This window comes from Achromobacter spanius, from assembly GCF_002812705.1.
In the GTDB taxonomy this organism is placed as follows: Bacteria; Pseudomonadota; Gammaproteobacteria; order Burkholderiales; family Burkholderiaceae_B; genus Achromobacter; species Achromobacter spanius.
Genome location: NZ_CP025030.1, coordinates 3382290 through 3400919 on the forward strand (window position 1 = coordinate 3382290; position 18630 = coordinate 3400919).

Consider the following 18630-nt stretch of genomic DNA (forward strand, 5'->3'; position numbering starts at 1 on the left):
GGTGTTGGGCCGCTTGGGGGCTGGTCAGTCGCCGCCCGGGCGGCGGCGGACGATCTTGAAGGTGGCCGTGGCGCGCGCCACCAGTTCGCCATCGGCGCGGCGGATGTCGCCTTCACAGAAGGCGATGGACCCGCCCCGGCGCAGGCAGCGCGCTTCAATGACCAGATCGCCCGTGCCGGGCGACAGGAACGTGGTGTTCATGTCGATGGTGGCCATGCCTTCGGTGGCGTCGGCCGACCCGCGCGCCGCCGCGCTAAGGGTGAAGTCCAGCACGCTCATGAGCGTGCCGCCATGCACGTCGCCACGGCTGTTGGTCAGGTCCTGGCGCCAGGGCAGCGTGGTGCGGGCGAATCCCGGCGCGATGCTTTCGGGTACCAGGCCAATGAAGTGCATGAAGGGGATCGTCAGGCCGAAATAGTCGGTGGATGCGGGTGCGGTCATGGGCGGTGGATGGGGTGGGTAGGCAGTGGTTAAGCGATTCAGCCGGTCATAATATATTTTTTTGCAGTGCCCGCCAGCGTCCGCCAGCATGGCGCGGCGGCGGCCACCCTGGTCTTCATCGGAATGTCTGAACTCTTGCGCAAGATCGTGCACGTGGATATGGATGCGTTTTACGCGTCCGTCGAGCAGCGCGACAACCCCGAGCTGCGTGGCAAGCCCGTCGTTGTGGCGTGGACCGGGCCGCGCTCGGTCGTGTGCGCCGCGTCTTACGAGGCGCGGCGCTTCGGCATTCATTCGGCCATGTCCGCGATCCGCGCCGAACGCCTTTGCCCGCACGCCATCTATGTGCCGCCCGACTTCAACCGATACCGCGACGTGTCGCGCCAGATCCGGCAGATTTTCGCCCGCCATACTGATTTGATCGAACCGCTGTCGCTGGACGAGGCCTATCTGGATGTGACCCAGAATAAGTACGGCTTGCCGTCCGCGACCGAGGTGGCGCAAGTGATTCGCCAGCAGATCAAGGAAGAAACGGGTCTGACCGCGTCGGCCGGCATTGCGCCCAACAAGTTCCTGGCCAAGATTGCGTCAGACTGGAACAAGCCCGACGGCCAGTTCGTGATCCGGCCCACCAAAGTGCTGGAATTCTTGCAGCCCTTGCCGGTGCGCAAGGTGCCCGGGGTGGGCAAGGTGACGCAGGCGCGCCTGGAGCAATTGGGTATTCAGACGGTGGGCGACCTGGCCACGCACAGCGTGGAAGAGCTGTCGCACTATTTCGGCCGTTACGGCAGGCGTCTGTACGAGCTGGCGCGCGGCATCGACGAACGCCAGGTTCAGACCGACCAGCCCTTGCAGCAGGTGTCGGCGGAAACCACGTTTTCGGAAGATATCCGCCTGGACGCGCTGGGCGACGCCATCGACCGCATGGCGGACAAGGTCTGGGATCAGGCTTTGAAGAAGGGCGCGCTGGGACGCACGGTGGTACTCAAGCTGAAGACCGACCGGTTTCGCATTCTGACGCGCAGCCAGACCAGCTTGAACCCGCCGGGGTCGGCGGCCGAGCTGGCCTCGGTGGCCAGGTTGCTGTGCGAGCGCGTGGAGCTGCCGCCGGAAACGCTGTACCGGCTGGCAGGGGTGGGGATGAGCAATTTTGCCGACCCCGCTGAGCAGGCGCGCCAGCCGGATCTGTTTGGCGGCGCGTTCTGAACGGCGGCTCGGCCTGGGCTGAGGGATCAGGCCAGACGCGGCAGGCCAGACGAATCAGGCCAGACGCGGCAGCCCAGACGAATCAGGCCAGGCGGGCCTTGACCTGCTGCGACAGCGCCGTCATGTCGGCGCGGCCAGCCAGCGCTTGCTTGAGCAGCGCCATGACCTTGCCCATGGCGGGCGCGCCGGTCACGCCTTGCGCGGCCACTTCGGCCAAGGCGGCGTCAATGGCGGCGGCCACTTCTTCGGGCGAGGCGGCTTGCGGCAGGAATTCTTGCAGCACCAGCAGTTCGGCTTTTTCCTGTTCCGCCGTTTCAGTGCGGCCGGCCTGTTCAAACGCGGCGATGGACTCGCGGCGCTGCTTGACCTGCTTTTCGATGATGGCGGTGATTTCGGCGTCGTTCAGCTCGCGGCGTTCGTCCACTTCTTTCTGTTTGACGGCAGCCAACAGGAAACGCAGCGTGGTCAGGCGTTCCGAGGCCTTGGCGCGCATGGCGTCCTTGACGGCATCAGAGAGGCGGGTCTTGAGCGTAGCAGTGCTCATAAGTGAACCTTTTGGGTGGTGTTGCGGCAATCCGCAAGTGTAAATCGGGTTTTACTTCAGCCGGGCCAGGTCGCCGCGCAGCGCCACACCCGCCACGACCGCGCCAGCATGGCATTCGTAGTCGGTCTTGCTGCTGTATTCGTTTTTGCGATAGTAGCTGACGATATTCGTGACGGCGTTGGCGTTGGCCTTCTTGGCGGCTTCGTGCAGCGCGATCACCGCCGATTGGGCCACCCACAGGCAGGCTTCCGCGTCCTTCTTGGCAAAGGCGTTCGTCTTGCGGTTGGTGACCACGCCCGCTTCCAGCACTTGGCCTTTCGGGCCGGTGCCCGCCAGGTAGAACTTCACGCTGCCGTCGATCTTGCCGGCCGCCAGGGCCGCGTCAATGGCGGGTTGCAGGGGCAGGAACACGGTGCGATCCGCCGCCACCGCTTGCGCGGAGCAGGCAAGCGACAGGGACAGGGCGCCAAACAGCTTGTAGGAGATCTTCATGACGAGCGTTTCCGAGTATGAAAGTGAATCAAGGGCTGAAAGAGAGGGCTCAGGACCAGCGGCGGAAAATCAGGGACGTGTTGATGCCGCCGAACGCGAAATTATTGTTCATGACGTACTCGTTGCTCATGCGGCGGCCATCGCCTTGCAGGTAGTCGAGTTCGCCGCAGCGCGGATCGATATTGCGCAGGTTCAGCGTGGGGGCGTACCAGTCGCGGTTCAGCATTTCGATGCTGAACCAGGACTCCAGCACGCCGCAGGCGCCCAGCGTATGGCCCAGATAGCTTTTCTGCGAGCTGATCGGCATGCGGCTGCCAAAGAGCGCGTGCGTGGCCTGGGTTTCGGCGATGTCGCCTTGTTCCGTGGCGGTGCCGTGGCCGTTCACATAGCCGATGGCTTCGGGGGGCAGGCCGGCATCCGCCAATGCCATTTCCATGGCGACCCGCATGGTCGCGGCTTCGGGCCGAGTGATGTGGGTGCCGTCTGAATTGCTGCCGAACCCGACCACTTCGGCATGGATGCGCGCGCCGCGCGCCAGTGCGTGGTCCAGCGATTCCAGCACCAGCATGCCGCCGCCTTCACCGATGACCAGGCCATCGCGGTCGCGGTCGTAGGGGCGGGGCGTGAGCTCTGGCGTGTCGTTCTGCTGGCTGGTGGCATACAGCGCGTCGAACACCAGCGCCTCGCTGGCGCACAGTTCTTCCGCGCCGCCGGCCAGCATCATCTGCTGGCGGCCGTAGCGGATGGCCTCGTAGGCATATCCGATGCCCTGGCTGCCCGATGTGCAGGCGCTGGACGTGGGGATGATGCGGCCTTTCAGTTCGAAGAAAATGCCGACGTTGGCGGCCGTGGTGTGCGGCATCATGCGCACATAGGAATTGGCGTTGAGATCGTCGGTGACGCCATTAAGAAGCATGTTGCCGAAGGCGCGGATTTCAGCGGTGCTGCCCACCGACGAGCCGCAGGCCACGCCCATGCGGCCGTCGGTGATGCTGGCATCGCCCAGCAGCGCGGCGTCTTCCAGCGCCAGTTCGGCGGCGCGCACGGCCAGTTGCGATACGCGGCCCATGCTGCGCAGTTGCTTGCGGGTCCAGTGCGCGGGCACGCGGAAATCTTCCACCGGCCCGGCCAGCCGCGTGTTCAGTTCGGCAAAGCGCGACCAGTCCGGCATGTGCCGGATGGCGCTGCGGCCCGATTGAAATGCTTGCTGCACGCTGGCCCAATCCGAGCCCAGCGCGCTGATGCCGGCCATGCCGGTAATGACGACGCGGTTCATCAGCACAAGCCTCCGTTGACGGCGATGACCTGGCGCGTGATGTAGGCGGCGCCGGGTGACATCAGGAAGGCCACCGTGGCGGCGACCTCTTCGGGCTTGCCCATGCGTTGGGCCGGCACCGCCTTCAGGATTTCTTCAACGGGCACGTGCTCGTCGATCATGTCGGTATCGATCAGGCCGGGCGCCACGCAGTTCACGGTGATCTGGCGCTTGGCCAGTTCAACGGCCAGCGCCTTGGCGGCGCCGATCAGCCCGGCCTTGGACGCGCTGTAGTTGACCTGGCCACGGTTGCCCACCAGCCCCGACACCGATGCCATGCAGACCACGCGGCCCGCCGCGCGGCGCCGGATCATGGGCATGGCCAGCGGGCTGAGCACGTTGTAGAAGCCGTCCAGGTTGGTGCGCAGCACCTGGTCCCAGTCGTCGCCGGTCAGCGCCGGGAATGCGCCGTCGCGCGTCAGCCCGGCGTTCAGCACCACGCCGTAATAGGCGCCGTGCGCGTCCACGTCCGCTTGCAGCACGGACGCGCATTGTGCGCGGTCGGACACGTCGAATTGCAAAATGCGGGCTTGGCGGCCGCGCGCGGTGACCTCGGCCAGCACGGCTTCGGCCTGTTCGCGTTGTTGGCGGCAATGCAGGACCAGGTCATGGCCGGCGTCGGCCAGGGCCAGCGCGATGGCGCGGCCGATGCCGCGGCTGGAGCCGGTGACGAGTATGGGGGCGGCGCTCATGTGAGGGGGGCTTCCTGAGTAAATTCGTTGGGGTCCTTGGGCTGATAGACATTCAGCCGGGCGTGCGCCAGCAGGCGGGTATCGCTGCGGTCCTTGCCTTCGTCGCTTTCGTTGCGTTCATCACGCTGCTCTTCGCGCAATTCGCATTCGAAAACGCTCATGCCGCTGGCGTCGATCAGGCCGCGTTGGACGTGGATGGACAGGGCCATGCCCACGGGCAGGCTGTCGCAGTGGCAGTCGTAGCGCCGGGTGCCAAGCAGGAATCCCAGCTTGACGCTGGCACCGGCTTCGCGCGCGTGGCAGCCGGCCCAGGCGCCCACGGCTTGCGCCATGAATTCCATGCCCAGCCAGGGCGGTAGCGAGCCGTCCGGCAAGGAGTAGGGGCCAGGCTTGACGACGGCACGGGCGCGCAGGCTGTCGGCGTCATAGCCCAGCACGTCGTCAATCAGGATCATGTTGCCGGCGTGCGGCAGCAGGCTGGCAATGGGCCAGGGGCATGCGTTCATGAGCGGGCTCCCAGGATCAGGCTGGCGTTGTTGCCGCCGAACGCGAACGAGTTGCTCATGGCGATGCGCGGCCGGCCTTGGGCATAGCGGTGCACGCTGCTGCTGAAATCCAGCGGGGGCAGCGCCGGGTCGGGCTGGCCGTCCCAGACGTGGGGCATGAGCCGGCCGTCGGCCGTGCGCGCGGACAGCGTCATCCACGACAGCGCCGCTTCCATGGCGCCGGCGGCGCCCAGCGTGTGGCCGGTCAAGGCCTTGGTGGACGCGCAGGGCACGCCTTCGGGGAAGACGGCATGCATGGCCTGGCTTTCCATTGCGTCGTTGTGCACGGTGCCGGTGCCATGCAAATTAACCCAGCCGATGTCGGCGGGCGTGAGGTCGGCGGCGTTCAGGGCGGCAAGCATGGCCTGCCGCGCGCCCGCGCCGGAGGGCTCGGGCGCCGACATGTGCCAGGCGTCCGAACTGGCGCCGCCGCCCAGCAGGGCCACGGCATCGGCATCGCAGGCGTCGCGTTCCATCACGAACAGGACACCGGCTTCGCCGATGTTGATGCCACGGCGGTTGGCCGAGAATGGCTGGCAGAGCCCGTCGTCGATGGCTTCCAGCGTGGCGAAGCCATTGATCGTCAGGCGGCAGAGCGTATCGGCGCCGCCACACACCACCGCGTCGCAAAGGCCCAGGGCCAACAAGCGGCGTGCCGACAGCAGCGCGCGGGCGCTGGACGTGCACGCGGTGGACAGCGTGTAGGCCGGGCCGGTCACGCCCAGGTGCGCGGCCAGGAACGACGCGGGCGACGATAGCGCCTGACGGCGGTAATCGTAGCCAGGGGGAAAGGCGCCTTCGGCGGCAAGCGCCCGGAAGTCCGGCGCGTTGTCGTTCACGCCCGACGTGCTGGTGCCCAGCACCACGGCAATGCGGGCCGGGCCATGGCGGGCGATGGCGCGTTGCACTGGCGACGCGATCTGGTCCGCGCAGGCAAGCAGCAGGCGGTTGTTGCGGCTGTGCAGGTGTGCGGGCAGAGAATCGGAAAGCGACGGCAATGCGCCGTCATAAGCGCCCAGCGTCAGGCTGCGGCCGTTGACCCAGCCGGTCTGCCTGCGCATGCCGCGCGTGTCGCCGCTGAAGGCAGCCTGTGCGACGGCATCCACGCCCGCGCCCAGCGCGCAGACGATGCCGGGGGCGCTTAACCAACTGGTCACGGGGCTTCTATTCATTTCGGCTCCCGTTCATTGCAGCTTCCATTCATGGCGACTCCTTCAGCGGTTCGATCCGCCACGTGACGCCATCGGCGCCGGTGATGGTAAAGACCTCGGGCCGAGCGGCTTGCGGCCAGCGCACCGTCCATCGAACCTTGGCGCCATCCCGCAGGCTGCGTTCCGCCCCACCGTCATCGTGCCGCTGCGCGCGCCACGCGCCCGCGCCGTAGGCGGCGTCCAGCTCTGCCTGCGGCGTCCACGCGAACATCAGCGCGGCGAACATGTCGCGGGCCTGGGCGTTGGGACGCAGGAAGCCATCGTTGCGCCAATGGCCGGCTTCCAGCATCTGACGCGCTTGCGGCACGCCCATCGGGTCAAACAGCGACCAGCGCAACGCCGCGCCTTCGCGCTGCACCACCAGCATCGTGTCCACCGCGGGCAGGCCGGCGGCCGACTGCACCACATGCAATTGGCGCGGCAAGGCAAAGTGGGCATCGCGCGCGGGAAGGGGCGGGGCGCCGGCGCAGCCCGTCAGCGCGGCAAGCAGCATCGCCGTGGCGGTGGCGCGGCGGGCGGGTAGGGGGAACGGAAGGGTGCGCATGGTGGGTGTCAGACCGGTTCTGCTTGCGTGACGCCACGGCACAGCTCGCTCAGCATGCGCAGGCGGCGCTGCGGGCTGGCCACAAAGGGGTTGGCCGTGTCCCAGGCGTAGCCCGCCAAGATGGAACTGATCATGCGGCGGATGTCCGGCTGCGGGTTCTTGTGGAACACCACGTCCTGGAATTCGCCGCTGTACCAGCCCTGCACATAGGCGCGGAAGGTTTCCACGCCCAGCATCAAGGGGTCGGCAAAGTCTGCCTGCCAATCCACCTGTTCACCGCGCAACTGGCGGTGCAAGGCGTCGGTGGCCAGCTTGGACGAACGCAGGGCGATGGTGACGCCCGATGAAAACACCGGGTCCAGGAATTCGGCGGCGTTGCCCAGCAGCGCATAGCCGGGTCCGTGCAGCCGCGTGACGCTGGCGGAATAGCCGCCGATGGTGTTGGCGGGCGTGTCCCAGACCGCGTTGGCCAGCACGCGCTTGAGGTTCGGGGCGGCATCCGCCATGGCGCGCAGGGTGCTCATCAAGTCTTGGTCGGGGCCGCCGAACAGATCCTGTCCGCCCACCACGCCGAACGAGCAGCGCCCGTTGGAAAACGGAATCAGCCAGTACCAGATGCCGGGCTGTTCGGGATGCACGCTGATCAGGATCTTCTCGCGGTCAAAGCCGGGGTCGTCGATGCGGTCTTCGATGTGCGTGAAGATGGCTTTGCGCGGTGGCATGGACGACGGGCGTTCCAGGTCCAGCAGGCGCGCCAGCACGCGGCCGTAGCCGCTGGCGTCCAGCACGAAGCGGCTCTGGATCTGATAGCTGTCGCCGTCAGCGCCGCGCACGTCCAGCACGGGCTGCTCGCCGCTGAAGTCAGCGGCGGTCACTTCCTGCAGGTAGCGCACGTCCACGCCCTGGCGGGCGGCGTCGTCGGCCAGCACCTTGTCGAACTGCGCGCGCTGCACCTGGAAGGTGGTGCCGGGGCCGGCGGTGAATTTGTCGCGGAAGTCAAAGTAGGTGTAATCGTTTCCGCGCGCAAAGGCGGCGCCGTTCTTCACTTGAAAGCCCGCCGCGTTCACGGCGGGCATCATGCCCGCTTCTTCCACGAATTCCAGGCAGTGGGCCAGCAGGCTTTCGCCGATGGAAAAGCGCGGGAACTGTTGACGTTCCAGCATCAGCACATCGTGGCCTTGCCGCTTGAGCAGCGCGGCCGCGACCGCGCCGGCGGGGCCCGCTCCAATCACGACGACTTCACGATGTTCCATGCGAGTTGATTCCATGTCGGTGCAATAAAAGTTGGCCACGGTCAGGCCGCCGGGGGCGGACGCACCCAGGGTGACCACAGCAAGGAAAAGCCGACACCCAGCGCCACCGCCATGCCGAAGTTGGCAATGGCGGGCGTCTGGCTCACGGCCAGCAGCCCGAACGACAGCAGCGTGGTGACGGCGCCCAGCAAGATGCCGACCAGGCTGGCTGCCGCGCCCGCCACGCGTTCATACATGAAGATGGCGTAGTCCACGCCGATGGCGGACACCAGCAGCAGGCCGAACAGGCTGAACAAGGTCAGCGGCTGGCCCAGGTAACCCAGGGCCGCCAGGGCGCAGGCAGTGGCGGCCACGGGTACTGCCAGGATGCGCCAGGTGGCGGCGCGGCCCAGGGTCAGCAGCAGCAGCACCGCCGCCACGACGTAGGACAGCAGCTTGAGTTCGGCGGCTTCGATGCGGGTGGATGCGAACATCCGGTTCAGGTCACCGCTGCGGTCCACCAGTTCAACACCGGGCAGCCCTTGCGTGATGCCGTCCAGCGCGGCGGTGTTGCGCAGGCCCCGCAAGGTGACCATGCCGGCCGCCTCGCCGTTGTGCTCACCCAGCCACTGCGCGCGCCAGCGTTCGGCCAGCGGCCCTTGCAGCGCGGCGTCGATGCTAAGCGTGGGCAGCGCCGCCAGGGCTTGCAGTTCGTGTTGCACGGCGTCGAAGGGAATGCCGAGGTCGGTCAATGGCTTCCACACCTGCGGCTGTTGCGCCAGGGCTGCCAGGCGCTGGCCCAGCGCCCGCTGGTCTTCAGCGGGCGACACCAGCTGGCTCAGCGCGTTGTAGCCGGCAAGATCGCCGCGCTTGACCAGCGCGTCCAGCTTGTTGGCCACTTGGGCCTGCCTGCGCAGCAGTTCATCAGCGTTGGCGCCGCGCACCAGAAAGAACTGGCTGGTGGGCGTGAAGCCGGTGATCTCGCCAATCTGGCGCGCCTGCTGCAACAGCGGCGCGGGCAGGCTCAACCATTGGCGCAGGTCGTCCTGGATGACAAGCCGGCTGATGCCGCCCACGGTGGCGGCGCTGAGCGCCAGCGCGCCGACCACCAACAGCACGCGCCGGCCCGCCAGGCGTTCGCGCAGGCGCAGGGCGGCCTCGGCGGCTTGCAGCAGGGGCGGCCACGGGCGGGGTTGCCAGCCGTTCATCCAGGCCGGCAACTGACACACTGTGCAGGCGTAAGCGCCCAACAGGCCAGCCGCCGAAAACACGGCGGTCTGCGTCAAGGCGGGAAACGGGGTGAAGGCCAGCGCGATATAGCCGACCAGACTTGCCGCCAGGCTGATGCTCAGCCCCGGCAATACGCGGCGCAACGCGGGCCACGCCCGCCAGTCGGGCATGCCATAGCTTTTGCCTAGCCAGTGCATGGGAAAGTCCACCGCCACGCCGATCAGGCTGGCGCCGATCACCAGCGTCAGCACATGGATCGAACCGAACACGGCAACGCAGGCCACCGCCCCGGTCAGCAAGCCCACCGCCACGGGCACGAACGCCAGCAAGGCGCGCACGCGGCGCAGGGCTAACAGCAGCACCAGCACGATGCCCGCCAAGGCGATGGACCCAATCCACGTGCTTTCCGCCATGGCCTGCGCCCGCCCGGCGGCGGCGTACAGCGGGCCGCCTGCCACCAACAATTCAGCGCCGTCGGCGCGCAGCGCTTGCCGGGCTGCATCGATGCGCGCCGACAGGTCTTGCGGCGCGTCGGTGTCGAAAGCGTCCGCACGGGTTTCCGCCCGCACCAGCACCCAGCGCCTGTCGCCGTGTTCGGCTTGCAGCGTGCCGCTGCCCATGTCGTATTGCACCGCGCCGCCGGGGCGCAGCGCCTGTTCGGCGCGCCGCGTCAGGCCCAGCCAGTCCTGGTCCACGGACACCAGCCCCGACGATGAAAACGGGTCGGACAATTCACGCGCGCGCCGCTGGGCGTAGGCGGTGGGGGCGGAGCTTAGTTGTTCGCGGTCGGCCATGGGCAGCATGGCAAGCCGGCCAGCCAGCAGTTGCGCGCGCAACGCGGGCACGTCCACATTCAATTCAAGCTGTACCGACGCGAACAGGCCGCTTCCCCGCAGGCGCTCGGCCAAGGCGCGCGCGGGGGCAACCGGGTCGGCGCCAGGCGGTGCGGCCACCAGCGCCAGCAACTGCCGCGACAGCGGTTCCTGGATGCGGGCTTCGGCCAATTGCCGCGAGGCGTCGGCTTGGGCGCGCGGCACCAGTTCCATCAGGTTGGCCGACACCGGCCAGCCATGGCGGCACTGCCATGCTCCCACGCACAGCACCAGCAACAAGCCCAGCTTGAAGAGGCGGGGCAGCCAGCGCTCAATCGGCAAACGCACGTTGCTCCTCGGGAGTCAGTGCGTCGGCGGGCGCCGCGTCCGTCATTTGCAGGACGCTGCGGTCGCCCTGGGTTTCACGCAGCTCGATGCGGTCGACAAGCTTGCCGCCATTGATCTGGATGTTGTCGAAAATCTGGCGCAGCAAGGCGGAGCGGGGCGTCAACAGCAACTGCCATGCGCCGGCCTGGCCCGTCAGCGTCAGGTCGAAGTTTTCTTGCAGGCCTTTCGTGTCGCCCGCCAGCACCGCCAGGAACAGGCGGTTCTCGCGGCTGGAGCCGGTTTGCTGCGGCAGGGCTTGCCAGGCGCCGGAGTCGTCGCGCCGCGAAATCCCGTTGGCGTTGATGCGCAGATCTTGCGCGATAGGCGTGCGCAGCAGCCACAACAGCCCCTTGCCGGCGGCCAGCGTGAAGTCGCCCCGGCTGGTCAGCGGCTGCGGCAGCGAGCGCAGGAATTTTTGCTGCACGAAGTGGCCGCGCACGATGGGCGTGGCGCGCAACTGGGCTTGCAGCTCGTCCAGGCCAAAGGCGTGGGCGTGCGCGGGCAGGGCGGCCAGCAACAACAGCAAGGCCACATGATGCGCGGCGGCGCGCGCGGTCTGGAGGCGAGTGACCCAAAGCAGGGAACGGAACACGTTCATGCCCAGCGCCTTCATGTGGCGTGCCTTCATATTCAGCGCGTTCATGTTCAGCCCATTCATGTCGCGGACTCCAGGGATTGCAGCTTGCGCCGCACGGCGTCCACGAAGACGGCGGGCGAGGTCAATTGCATTTCGCGGGTGTCGATGCTCACCGCGACTTGCTCCGAGGTGCCGCGCGTCAGCCGCTGGCCGGTGGCCGCGTCCAGGATCAGGTAGTTGATCTTCAAGCGGTTTTCCCATTCCACCAGTTCGGCGCGCACCGTCAGGCGCTGGCCGAATTGGGCCGGCTGGGCGTAGCGCAGATGCAGGTCGATCACCGGCCAGGCGTAGCCGCTGGCGCGCATGGCGTCGTAGTTGTGGCCCAGTCGGTCCAGCAGTTCGCAGCGCGCCTGTTCCAGGTACTTCACGTAGTGGCCGTGCCACACGACGTTGAGCGAATCGACGTCGAAGAACGGCACGCGGATGTCGATTTCCGCGCCGATAAGGCCTCGTTTACGCATCGTCTTTCCAGAAGGGGTAGAAGTTGAACCACTGTAGCGGCGCCTGGCGGCAATGCGCGGCCAGGCGGTCGGCGTAGCGTTGCGCCCAGTGGGCGATGCGTTCCTGGCGCGTCGCGCGCGTCCATTCGATGCCGTCGGACAGGCGTTCCATGGCGACGCGATAGCGTGCGCCGTGGCGCGTGCAGAACAGCACATTGACGGGGCAGCGCAGCAGGCCGGCCAGCAGCCACGGCCCTTGCGGCAGCGCGGCGCGGGCGCCCAGGAAATCAACCAGGGTGGTGCGGTCGCCTTGCAGCGGCACGCGGTCGCCGGCAATGGCAAGCCATTCGCCACGCTCCAGCCGCTGCGCCAGGTCCAGCATGACGGGCGCGTCCAGTTCGCTGACTTGAATCATGCGCAGCCCGCCGCCCGCTTCGCCCAGCAGGCGGTTGAAGTGGACCGCATGCTTGCTGTGCACCAAGACGTTTAGCCGCAGCAGGCCGGACTGTTCGGCCAGCGCGCGGCAGACTTCGATATTGCCCAGGTGCGAGCCCACCAGGATCTGGCCCCGGCCCACGCCCATTTGCGCATGCAGGCCGTCGGGGTCGGTGATGTCCAGGTGCGACATCGTGATCTTGCCTTGCCAGACGTCCAGCTTGTCCAGCATGGCGTCGGCAAACGCCAGGTACTGGCGGTATACGGGCAGGGTGCGCGGCAGCGGCACGGGTTGCGATGGATGCTGCGAGGGGGGCTGCCGTTCTTGTCGCAGCGGCGCGGTTTGCGACAGCCGCTGCTGGTACTGCGCGATGGCACGCCGCGCGCGGCCGCCGAAGGCGTAGAAGTACAGCACAACCAGCCACACCACCGGCGCCACGACGCGGCGGCCCAGCTTGCGGGCGGCCCAGGCCGTCAGGCGCATCAGCGCGGGGCTGCCGCGTTCAGTCTGGTGGGCCCAGTGGGGATCGGCGGCGCTCAAGGGCGCGCCTTTTGCGCCAGGCGGCGCCAAAGCAAGGCGGGCGCGCGGCCCAGCATGCCGAAGAACAGCCGCGCGTGCATGCGGCTGATCAGCAGGTTGTCGCGCAGGCCCTTGAAGTGCGACACGCCGCCTGCGGGGTAGGTGACGCGGGTGGGCAGCCACGCCATCGGCACGCCGCGCCAATGCAGGCGCACCAGGATGGCGATGTCGAAATCCATGCGGCGGCCCACGCTGGCCTGCTCAAGAACCGGCAGCACGCGCGCCAGCGGATAGACGCGAAAGCCGCACATGGCGTCGGGGATGTCGAATGACAGCGTGTTGATCCATACCCAGACGCGGGTCAGCCAGCGCCCATAAAGACGGCTGCGCGGCACGTCGTCGCCATAGACCGGCGCGCCGCAGATCACGGCTTGCGGGTGGGCGCGGGAAGCGTCGGCAAAGGCCACGGCGTCTGCCAGTGCGTGCTGGCCGTCGGCGTCCACCTGCAAGGCGTGGGTGTAGCCGAACGTGGCGGCGGCGCGCAGGCCGTCCTGCACCGCCGCGCCCTTGCCGCCGTTTTCGGCGCGGCGCAGCAGATGTGTGCGGGGCTGCTTGGCCAGCGCGTCCAGCACGGCGGCGCAGCCGGGTTCGGAGCCGTCGTCCACCAGCACGCAGGGCAGGCCCTGTGCCGCCAATTGCGCATGCACGGCCGCGACGGTGGCGCCGTGGTTATAGACGGGGATGACGGCGCAGAGCTTATGCAGCGGCATGGCCGTCCTGTTGCAGAATGCGGCCGGACGAGCAGGGGGCATCGTCCACCGTGCAGGTGAAATACAGCTTCTGCCGGGCGTCGTCCCAGCGCAAGGCAAGCTGGGCCTGGTCACCGGGGCGCAACAGGCGCTGGAACTTCAAGGCTTCCATGCCGGCAAAGCGCAAGCCGGGGCAAAGATCGCGCTGGGCGATCGACACGGCCCAACTGATCTGGGCCACGCCAGGCACCACGGGCACGGACGGAAAATGGCCGCTGAAGAATGCCAGGTCGTGGGGAATGTCCAGCGTGTAGCGGCGTTCGTTGGCGGGCTGGCCGGGCACTTCCTGGGTGATGGGGGCCACCGGGCGCGGGCCGGCCGCCGCGTCGAACAAAGCCTGCGGCAGCTTGCCTTGTGCATTGCTGGGCAGGTGCCTGAAAAAACGCCACGCGCGCGGAATGGCCAGGGATTCGAATCCGGCGCCCAGGTGCGCGCGCAGCGCGTCAACGACGGTTTTGCGTCCTTGGTTGCGCAGCGCGTGCAGGCCCGTGGCCGACAGCGCCACCAGCCCCGTCAGGCGCGTGGCGCCGGTGGCGCGGCCCACGCGCGCGTCGCTGACATAGGCATGGCGCATCAAGCACTGTTCCAGCATGGGCAACGAGATCCGCTTTTCTTCGATCTTGAGGATGCGGTCCAGGCGGCCCAGTAGCTGGAAGCCGTTGGGGGTAAGCTGCGCGCCGTCCGCGGTCTGTTCGTCGGCGGTATTTACCCACGGCGACTGCACGCGCAAGGCGCCGTCTGCGTTCACGCTGATGGCCGCGCCCGGCAAGGGCTGCCAATCGGCCGACCCGCAGCGCCAGGCCACCGCGCCGGTTTCAGAGCTGCCGTAGATTTCGGTGGGGCGCAGGCCCAGTTCGCGTTCAATGTCGTCGGAAACCTCGGGCGGCAGCGCGCCGCCCGACGAGTGGATGCGTAACAGCCGGCCGCGCAGTTGAGCCCAATCCAGCCGTTGGCCCAGGCGGCGCAGCAAGGCGGGGCTGGCGATCCAGGTGAAGGTCGGGTAGCGCAGGCTGGCCTGTTGCAGCTCTTCGGGATAGAGCCGTTGGCGGCGGTCGATCTGCCGGCCCGCGCACAGCGGCCACAGCACTCGGAACGGCAGGCCATACATGTGCTGGGCCGAGACGCTGCCCAGCACGGGCGCATCCAGGTCGGGCCATTGCTGCTGCAAGGCCTGGACCTCAGCCGACAACTGCCGCCATGGTTTGTGCAGATGCTTGGGCGTGCCGCTGGAGCCCGAGGTACACAGCACCAGGCTCAAGGACAGGTCCAGGCGGGCGGGCGCCAGCGGGGGATGGTCTTGCAGATCCGCCAGCCGCCATTGCCGGGCGGGCGGCAGGGGCAGGTCGGCGTCGGTGAGCCATCCGGTGACGTCCGCGTCCAGCGCGGCGCAGGTGGCGGGTTGGGCATCGCCGGGAAGCACGGCGATGATGCCCGCGCGCCAGCAGGCGAAGAGAGCGATCGCCAGCGCCGCGGCGTCGTCGAACCACAGCGCGACGCGTTGCGGCGCGCGCGCCTGCAAGGCTCCGGCCACGCGCAGGCTGGCTTGCGCGAAGGCAGCGCGCGCAAGCGGCGGCTCGTCGGCAATGCACGTGCTGTCGGTATCGTCCGACGGCAGCAGCAGGTGTTCCAGCGGTGTCCAGCGCATGGCTTAAGCCGCCTTCGCGGCTGCCGGGCGCAGCAGCCATTCGCCTGCCATCAGCAGGCCCATCAAGCCATAGCTGATGGCGCCGTTATAGGCCACCCACCAGCTCCACGGCCCCCACGCGGCCAAGCCCGCCGCGATCGCGCCGTTCAAGGCGAAAAATACGCACCAGGCGCGCGTGACGTTGCGCGTATAGCGCACGCCTTCGGGCGGCAGGTTGGGGTGGCGCAGGCGCGCCAGTTGTTCGACCACCGGGCGGCCCACGCGCAGGCTGGCGCCGAAGATGGCCAGCATCATCGCGTTGACCATCACGGGATACCAGCGCAGCCATGCCTCGGTATTGGACACGGCAAGAATCAAACAGAAGGTGACGGCGACGGCGGGCAGCAAACGGCCGCCGGGCTGTCCGGTGCGCGCGGTCAGGCCGCGCAGCAGCCACAGAACGGCCAGCGGCAAGGCCAGCCACGCGGGGCTGACCCGGCCCAGCGTTGCGTGCACCACGAAGGGGTACGCCACGCCGGCCACGGCCAAACCGGCCGCCACGCCGCGTCTCATGCGTCGGGAGCCTGCTTTTGCCACATGGCCTGGACCACGTCCTCGACGGTTCGCACCGTGCGGAAGTCGTTCGCGTCCAGCTTGCGGCCGGTCTGGCGGCGCACGTGGTCGATCAGGTCGATGGCGTCGATGCTGTCGATTTCCAGATCGGTGTACAGATTGGCCTCTGGCGTGACGCGCTCGGGTTCGATCTCGAACAGTTCGACCAGCGCATCGCGCAGCGTATTGAAGATGTCCTCGCGGGTATGCATCGTGGGCTCCGTGCGTCAGGCGCGCCGCTGCGCGGTGACAAAGGCCGCCAGGCTGTTGATGCTGGTGAAATGCTCGCGCATGTTGCGCGTTTCAGGGTCGATGGCGATGCTGTAGCGCTTTTGCAGCGCCAGGCCCAGCTCCAGTGCGTCGACCGAATCCAGCCCCAGCCCGTCGCCAAAGAGTTGCGCGTCGGACGCGATGTCGTCGGGGGTGATGTCTTCCAGCCCCAGCGATTCGATGACGAGCGTCTTGAGCTCAAGTTCCAGTTGGTTCATCCCGCTTCAACTCCACTACCACCCACCGGGGTGGCTTGTTCGTTCATGACAGCACCGGCGGGCGCGCGCGCCAGCTCGGCTTCGAAATAGGCATGTAGCCAGGCATTCATCTTGCGTCCGGCGGCGGGCAGGGGGTGCGCGCTGCTCCAGACGGTGGGGTCGATGTCTTCGCCCACCTGGATCACATAGCGCATCCGGCGCGCCGGAATGCGGTACCACGGTTCGCCCTTGGTCAGGCTGCGCGGGTTCATCTGAATGACCACGGGCGTGACGACTCGCGCCCCGCGCAGTGCAATGGCGCAGGCGCCCCGGTGAAATTGCGGCAAGGCGTCGGGGGGCGTGCGCGTGCCCTCCGGAAAGACGATCAGGGTTTCGCCGTTGCGCAGCACGTCGGCCGCGCGGTCGAACATGTCGAAGCTCTCGTCGTTCGTGATGTAGCCGGCGTTGGCGACGGGGCCGCGCGTGAACGGGTTGGTGGCCAGGCCGTGCTTGACGATGCAGTTGGCGTTCTTGACATGGCCCACCAGGAAGACGACGTCGAGCAACGACGGGTGGTTGGCCAGAATCATCTGCCCGGGCTTGCCCAGGCGTTCGGCGCCCTTGAATTCCACGGTCAGGATGCCCACGCGAACCATGAACCGGATGAACAGGCGGAACGTGCCGTTCAGCGCCCAGCGCGCGCGGCGCTGGCGTTCCAGCTTGCCGCCCGGCAACAGGCGCTGGGGCGGGAAGACCAGCACGCGCAACAGCACGCCGCCCACGCCGAACATCGTGAACGCCACGCCGGTGGCCAGCAGGCGCCAGAGCCAGAAGTCCTGGCGGGTTTGGGTGGGGCTTGTCATGCGTTGCGGGTCCAGGTCCAGCGTCGGGCGCGATTCGCATGCCCCCAGGAGGGGGTGCGCAGCGTCAGATGGCGCAGCAGATTCAAGGGGTTGGGCCAGGCTTGGGATGCCTTGGCGGCCGAGGTGGCCTCCGCGTCAGGTCGCGGGGCCGGCTCGGCCGACATGGCCAGCGTCCATTCCGTGCCCGCGCGCAGGTGGAAGGCGGCGGCGTAGGTGTAGGGCACGTCGTCGATCCACGGGGCATAGGGGGCGGGCGGGCGCTCTTCGGCCAGCACCACCAGCACGTCTTCATGCCCCTGGTCCAACAACATGGCGCCTTCGATGAAGGCGTGTTCCAGGCCGTCGTCGTCCACGGAAATGGCTACGGATTCGGTGGTTTCGCGGCGTATGATCGACCACTGCGCGGCAATGGCGTTGTGCACCGACAAGCCAAACGCGGTAGGTGACAAGGGTTCATCCGCCGCCAAGGATTGCAACAGGCCAAAATTGCGGCTGGTTTCGCCGTGCCGCGAGGCGAACACCAGGGGCATCGCGGGGCGGTCGGCAGCCAGCGGCCACGCGCACTCGAACACCGCGCGAGCCAGTGGGCTGAGTCGGCGGCGTTGCATGGGCGGCAAAAAATCCAGGCGGGGCGCGCGTGGGTTATCAAGAGGGCAGTAAGGGTGTTGCGCCCAGTAAAACCAGTCGTCGGGCGACTCCATTCCTTGCGTCCAACCTTGCCATTGCGCGATTGAAAACGTCAACATAGCGCGCGATTCTACTATGTCGAGTTGCGCAGACTTTGTTTTTAATGGTTACTTTGTCCTTGTCTATTAGCTAGGGGACAGGTTTGTAAAAAATATAATCGGTTACTTGTTGCTGTGGCTATTCAGGAACTATTCATGTATTGGGCGGACCAAGGCGCCGCTGATCGCTATCAAGCAAAGGACTTGTCCCTGGACGATGCGGCGCGCGCCTCCGGGCGAACAGGCCGCAAAGCCCAGGAAGACTGGCGGGTCAGCCGGGCACTGAAGCATGAAGTAAGGCGGAAGGCCGATCCTGGCGCGATGATGTCGCTTAGCCACAGCGGCGGCCACGCGGTTTGCGCCAGCGCGCCCGCGGGATGGCCGCTGGGGGCGGATCTTGAAAGCCTGCGTCCGCGCGATTTTTCCCGGCTGGCGCAGTGGGTATGCACGCCGGAAGAGGCCGCCGCGCTGGCGGCGCTGACCGGGCCGGCGCAATGCCAGCACTTTTATCTGCTGTGGACCCTGAAAGAGGCCTTCATCAAGGCGGCGGCGCTGGATTTCCCGGCGGATATGGCCTTGTTCGGGCTGAATCCGGGTCCGGATGGCCAATGGCGCTTGCGTGCGCCGCCCGGTCATTGGCGGGCGTGCAGTTGGCGCCTGGGCAGCGCGTGGATGGCGTCGGTGGTCTGGCGGGCGCCGACTGATAACACAACGTATCCAGCCTGGCGCGGCGCCGTGGGTTGCGAATTGCCTGCGCTAACACTTGTTGGCGAATGGCTACGCGACGCTGACTGATATCGCTGGCAGGCAGGTCTTGCAAGTTGGCACTTTGTTCTGCCCTTCGTTT

Annotated in this window: 22 protein-coding genes; 2 read left to right on the forward strand and 20 right to left on the reverse strand. The window is 67.4% G+C overall.

All coding sequences use genetic code 11. From position 1 onward, the window contains the following. Nucleotides 1-24: 24 nt before the first annotated feature. Nucleotides 25-441 (reverse strand): PaaI family thioesterase, encoded by a 417-nt coding sequence (locus CVS48_RS15385; RefSeq protein ID WP_100855192.1) that lies wholly within the window; start codon nucleotides 439-441, stop codon nucleotides 25-27. A 123-nt stretch (nucleotides 442-564) separates the two neighbouring features. Between CVS48_RS15385 and dinB the strand changes: the two genes are divergently transcribed. Then, nucleotides 565-1647, forward strand: a complete 1083-nt coding sequence (dinB, locus tag CVS48_RS15390; RefSeq protein WP_100857675.1) for a DNA polymerase IV — start codon at nucleotides 565-567, stop codon at nucleotides 1645-1647. 82 nt (nucleotides 1648-1729) lie between these two features. Here the strand turns inward: dinB and CVS48_RS15395 are convergent, their stop codons facing one another. Genes CVS48_RS15395 through CVS48_RS15485 form a run of 19 tightly spaced genes read right to left on the reverse strand, consistent with a single transcriptional unit; the run spans nucleotide 1730 to nucleotide 17804 of the window. Then, on the reverse strand, nucleotides 1730-2191 hold the full coding sequence (locus CVS48_RS15395) for a GatB/YqeY domain-containing protein (protein WP_100855193.1): 462 nt from the start codon (nucleotides 2189-2191) through the stop codon (nucleotides 1730-1732). Nucleotides 2192-2242: 51 nt separating this feature from the next. Next, nucleotides 2243-2683: an excinuclease gene (locus CVS48_RS15400; RefSeq protein WP_100855194.1), complete on the reverse strand. Its 441-nt coding sequence runs from the start codon at nucleotides 2681-2683 to the stop codon at nucleotides 2243-2245. Nucleotides 2684-2732: 49 nt separating this feature from the next. Next, nucleotides 2733-3959, reverse strand: coding sequence for a beta-ketoacyl-ACP synthase (locus CVS48_RS15405; protein WP_100855195.1), 1227 nt, complete (start codon nucleotides 3957-3959; stop codon nucleotides 2733-2735). Beyond that, nucleotides 3959-4690: a 3-oxoacyl-ACP reductase FabG gene (fabG, locus tag CVS48_RS15410; protein ID WP_100855196.1), complete on the reverse strand. Its 732-nt coding sequence runs from the start codon at nucleotides 4688-4690 to the stop codon at nucleotides 3959-3961. Before fabG ends, CVS48_RS15405 begins: the two co-directional genes overlap by 1 nt. After that, nucleotides 4687-5196, reverse strand: a complete 510-nt coding sequence (locus CVS48_RS15415; protein WP_100855197.1) for a hotdog family protein — start codon at nucleotides 5194-5196, stop codon at nucleotides 4687-4689. Before CVS48_RS15415 ends, fabG begins: the two co-directional genes overlap by 4 nt. Further along, complete coding sequence (locus tag CVS48_RS15420) at nucleotides 5193-6407, reverse strand: beta-ketoacyl-ACP synthase (protein WP_197723153.1); 1215 nt, start codon at nucleotides 6405-6407, stop codon at nucleotides 5193-5195. The genes CVS48_RS15415 and CVS48_RS15420 overlap by 4 nt, the downstream gene beginning before the upstream one ends. A 28-nt stretch (nucleotides 6408-6435) precedes the next feature. Continuing rightward, nucleotides 6436-6990, reverse strand: coding sequence for a hypothetical protein (locus CVS48_RS15425; protein WP_100855199.1), 555 nt, complete (start codon nucleotides 6988-6990; stop codon nucleotides 6436-6438). A gap of 8 nt (nucleotides 6991-6998) precedes the next feature. Continuing rightward, entirely contained in the window at nucleotides 6999-8243 is a 1245-nt protein-coding gene (locus CVS48_RS15430) for an NAD(P)/FAD-dependent oxidoreductase (RefSeq protein ID WP_100857676.1), read from the reverse strand. A gap of 41 nt (nucleotides 8244-8284) precedes the next feature. After that, entirely contained in the window at nucleotides 8285-10612 is a 2328-nt protein-coding gene (locus tag CVS48_RS15435; protein ID WP_100855200.1) for an MMPL family transporter, read from the reverse strand. Next, the gene (locus tag CVS48_RS15440; protein WP_242001266.1) at nucleotides 10596-11309 is read right to left on the reverse strand and encodes an outer membrane lipoprotein carrier protein LolA; all 714 of its coding nucleotides are present in this window, start codon (nucleotides 11307-11309) and stop codon (nucleotides 10596-10598) included. The genes CVS48_RS15435 and CVS48_RS15440 overlap by 17 nt, the downstream gene beginning before the upstream one ends. After that, nucleotides 11306-11749, reverse strand: a complete 444-nt coding sequence (locus CVS48_RS15445) for an acyl-CoA thioesterase (RefSeq protein ID WP_100855201.1) — start codon at nucleotides 11747-11749, stop codon at nucleotides 11306-11308. Before CVS48_RS15445 ends, CVS48_RS15440 begins: the two co-directional genes overlap by 4 nt. Then, on the reverse strand, nucleotides 11742-12704 hold the full coding sequence (locus CVS48_RS15450; protein ID WP_100855202.1) for an LpxL/LpxP family acyltransferase: 963 nt from the start codon (nucleotides 12702-12704) through the stop codon (nucleotides 11742-11744). The genes CVS48_RS15445 and CVS48_RS15450 overlap by 8 nt, the downstream gene beginning before the upstream one ends. Further along, complete coding sequence (locus CVS48_RS15455; RefSeq protein ID WP_197723152.1) at nucleotides 12701-13453, reverse strand: glycosyltransferase family 2 protein; 753 nt, start codon at nucleotides 13451-13453, stop codon at nucleotides 12701-12703. Before CVS48_RS15455 ends, CVS48_RS15450 begins: the two co-directional genes overlap by 4 nt. Then, the gene (locus tag CVS48_RS15460) at nucleotides 13440-15137 is read right to left on the reverse strand and encodes an ApeI family dehydratase (protein ID WP_100855203.1); all 1698 of its coding nucleotides are present in this window, start codon (nucleotides 15135-15137) and stop codon (nucleotides 13440-13442) included. Before CVS48_RS15460 ends, CVS48_RS15455 begins: the two co-directional genes overlap by 14 nt. 3 nt (nucleotides 15138-15140) lie before the next feature. Then, the gene (locus tag CVS48_RS15465) at nucleotides 15141-15689 is read right to left on the reverse strand and encodes a COG4648 family protein (protein WP_100855204.1); all 549 of its coding nucleotides are present in this window, start codon (nucleotides 15687-15689) and stop codon (nucleotides 15141-15143) included. Then, the gene (locus CVS48_RS15470) at nucleotides 15686-15940 is read right to left on the reverse strand and encodes an acyl carrier protein (protein ID WP_054422263.1); all 255 of its coding nucleotides are present in this window, start codon (nucleotides 15938-15940) and stop codon (nucleotides 15686-15688) included. The genes CVS48_RS15465 and CVS48_RS15470 overlap by 4 nt, the downstream gene beginning before the upstream one ends. Before the next feature lie 15 nt (nucleotides 15941-15955). Continuing rightward, entirely contained in the window at nucleotides 15956-16216 is a 261-nt protein-coding gene (locus tag CVS48_RS15475; RefSeq protein ID WP_100855205.1) for a phosphopantetheine-binding protein, read from the reverse strand. Then, on the reverse strand, nucleotides 16213-17058 hold the full coding sequence (locus CVS48_RS15480; RefSeq protein ID WP_100855206.1) for a lysophospholipid acyltransferase family protein: 846 nt from the start codon (nucleotides 17056-17058) through the stop codon (nucleotides 16213-16215). The genes CVS48_RS15475 and CVS48_RS15480 overlap by 4 nt, the downstream gene beginning before the upstream one ends. Continuing rightward, nucleotides 17055-17804, reverse strand: a complete 750-nt coding sequence (locus tag CVS48_RS15485; RefSeq protein ID WP_100855207.1) for a beta-ketoacyl synthase chain length factor — start codon at nucleotides 17802-17804, stop codon at nucleotides 17055-17057. Before CVS48_RS15485 ends, CVS48_RS15480 begins: the two co-directional genes overlap by 4 nt. A 135-nt stretch (nucleotides 17805-17939) precedes the next feature. Here CVS48_RS15485 and CVS48_RS15490 point away from each other — a divergent pair, with 135 nt between their 5' ends. After that, nucleotides 17940-18578, forward strand: coding sequence for a 4'-phosphopantetheinyl transferase family protein (locus CVS48_RS15490; RefSeq protein ID WP_242001265.1), 639 nt, complete (start codon nucleotides 17940-17942; stop codon nucleotides 18576-18578). Nucleotides 18579-18630: the final 52 nt, after the last annotated feature.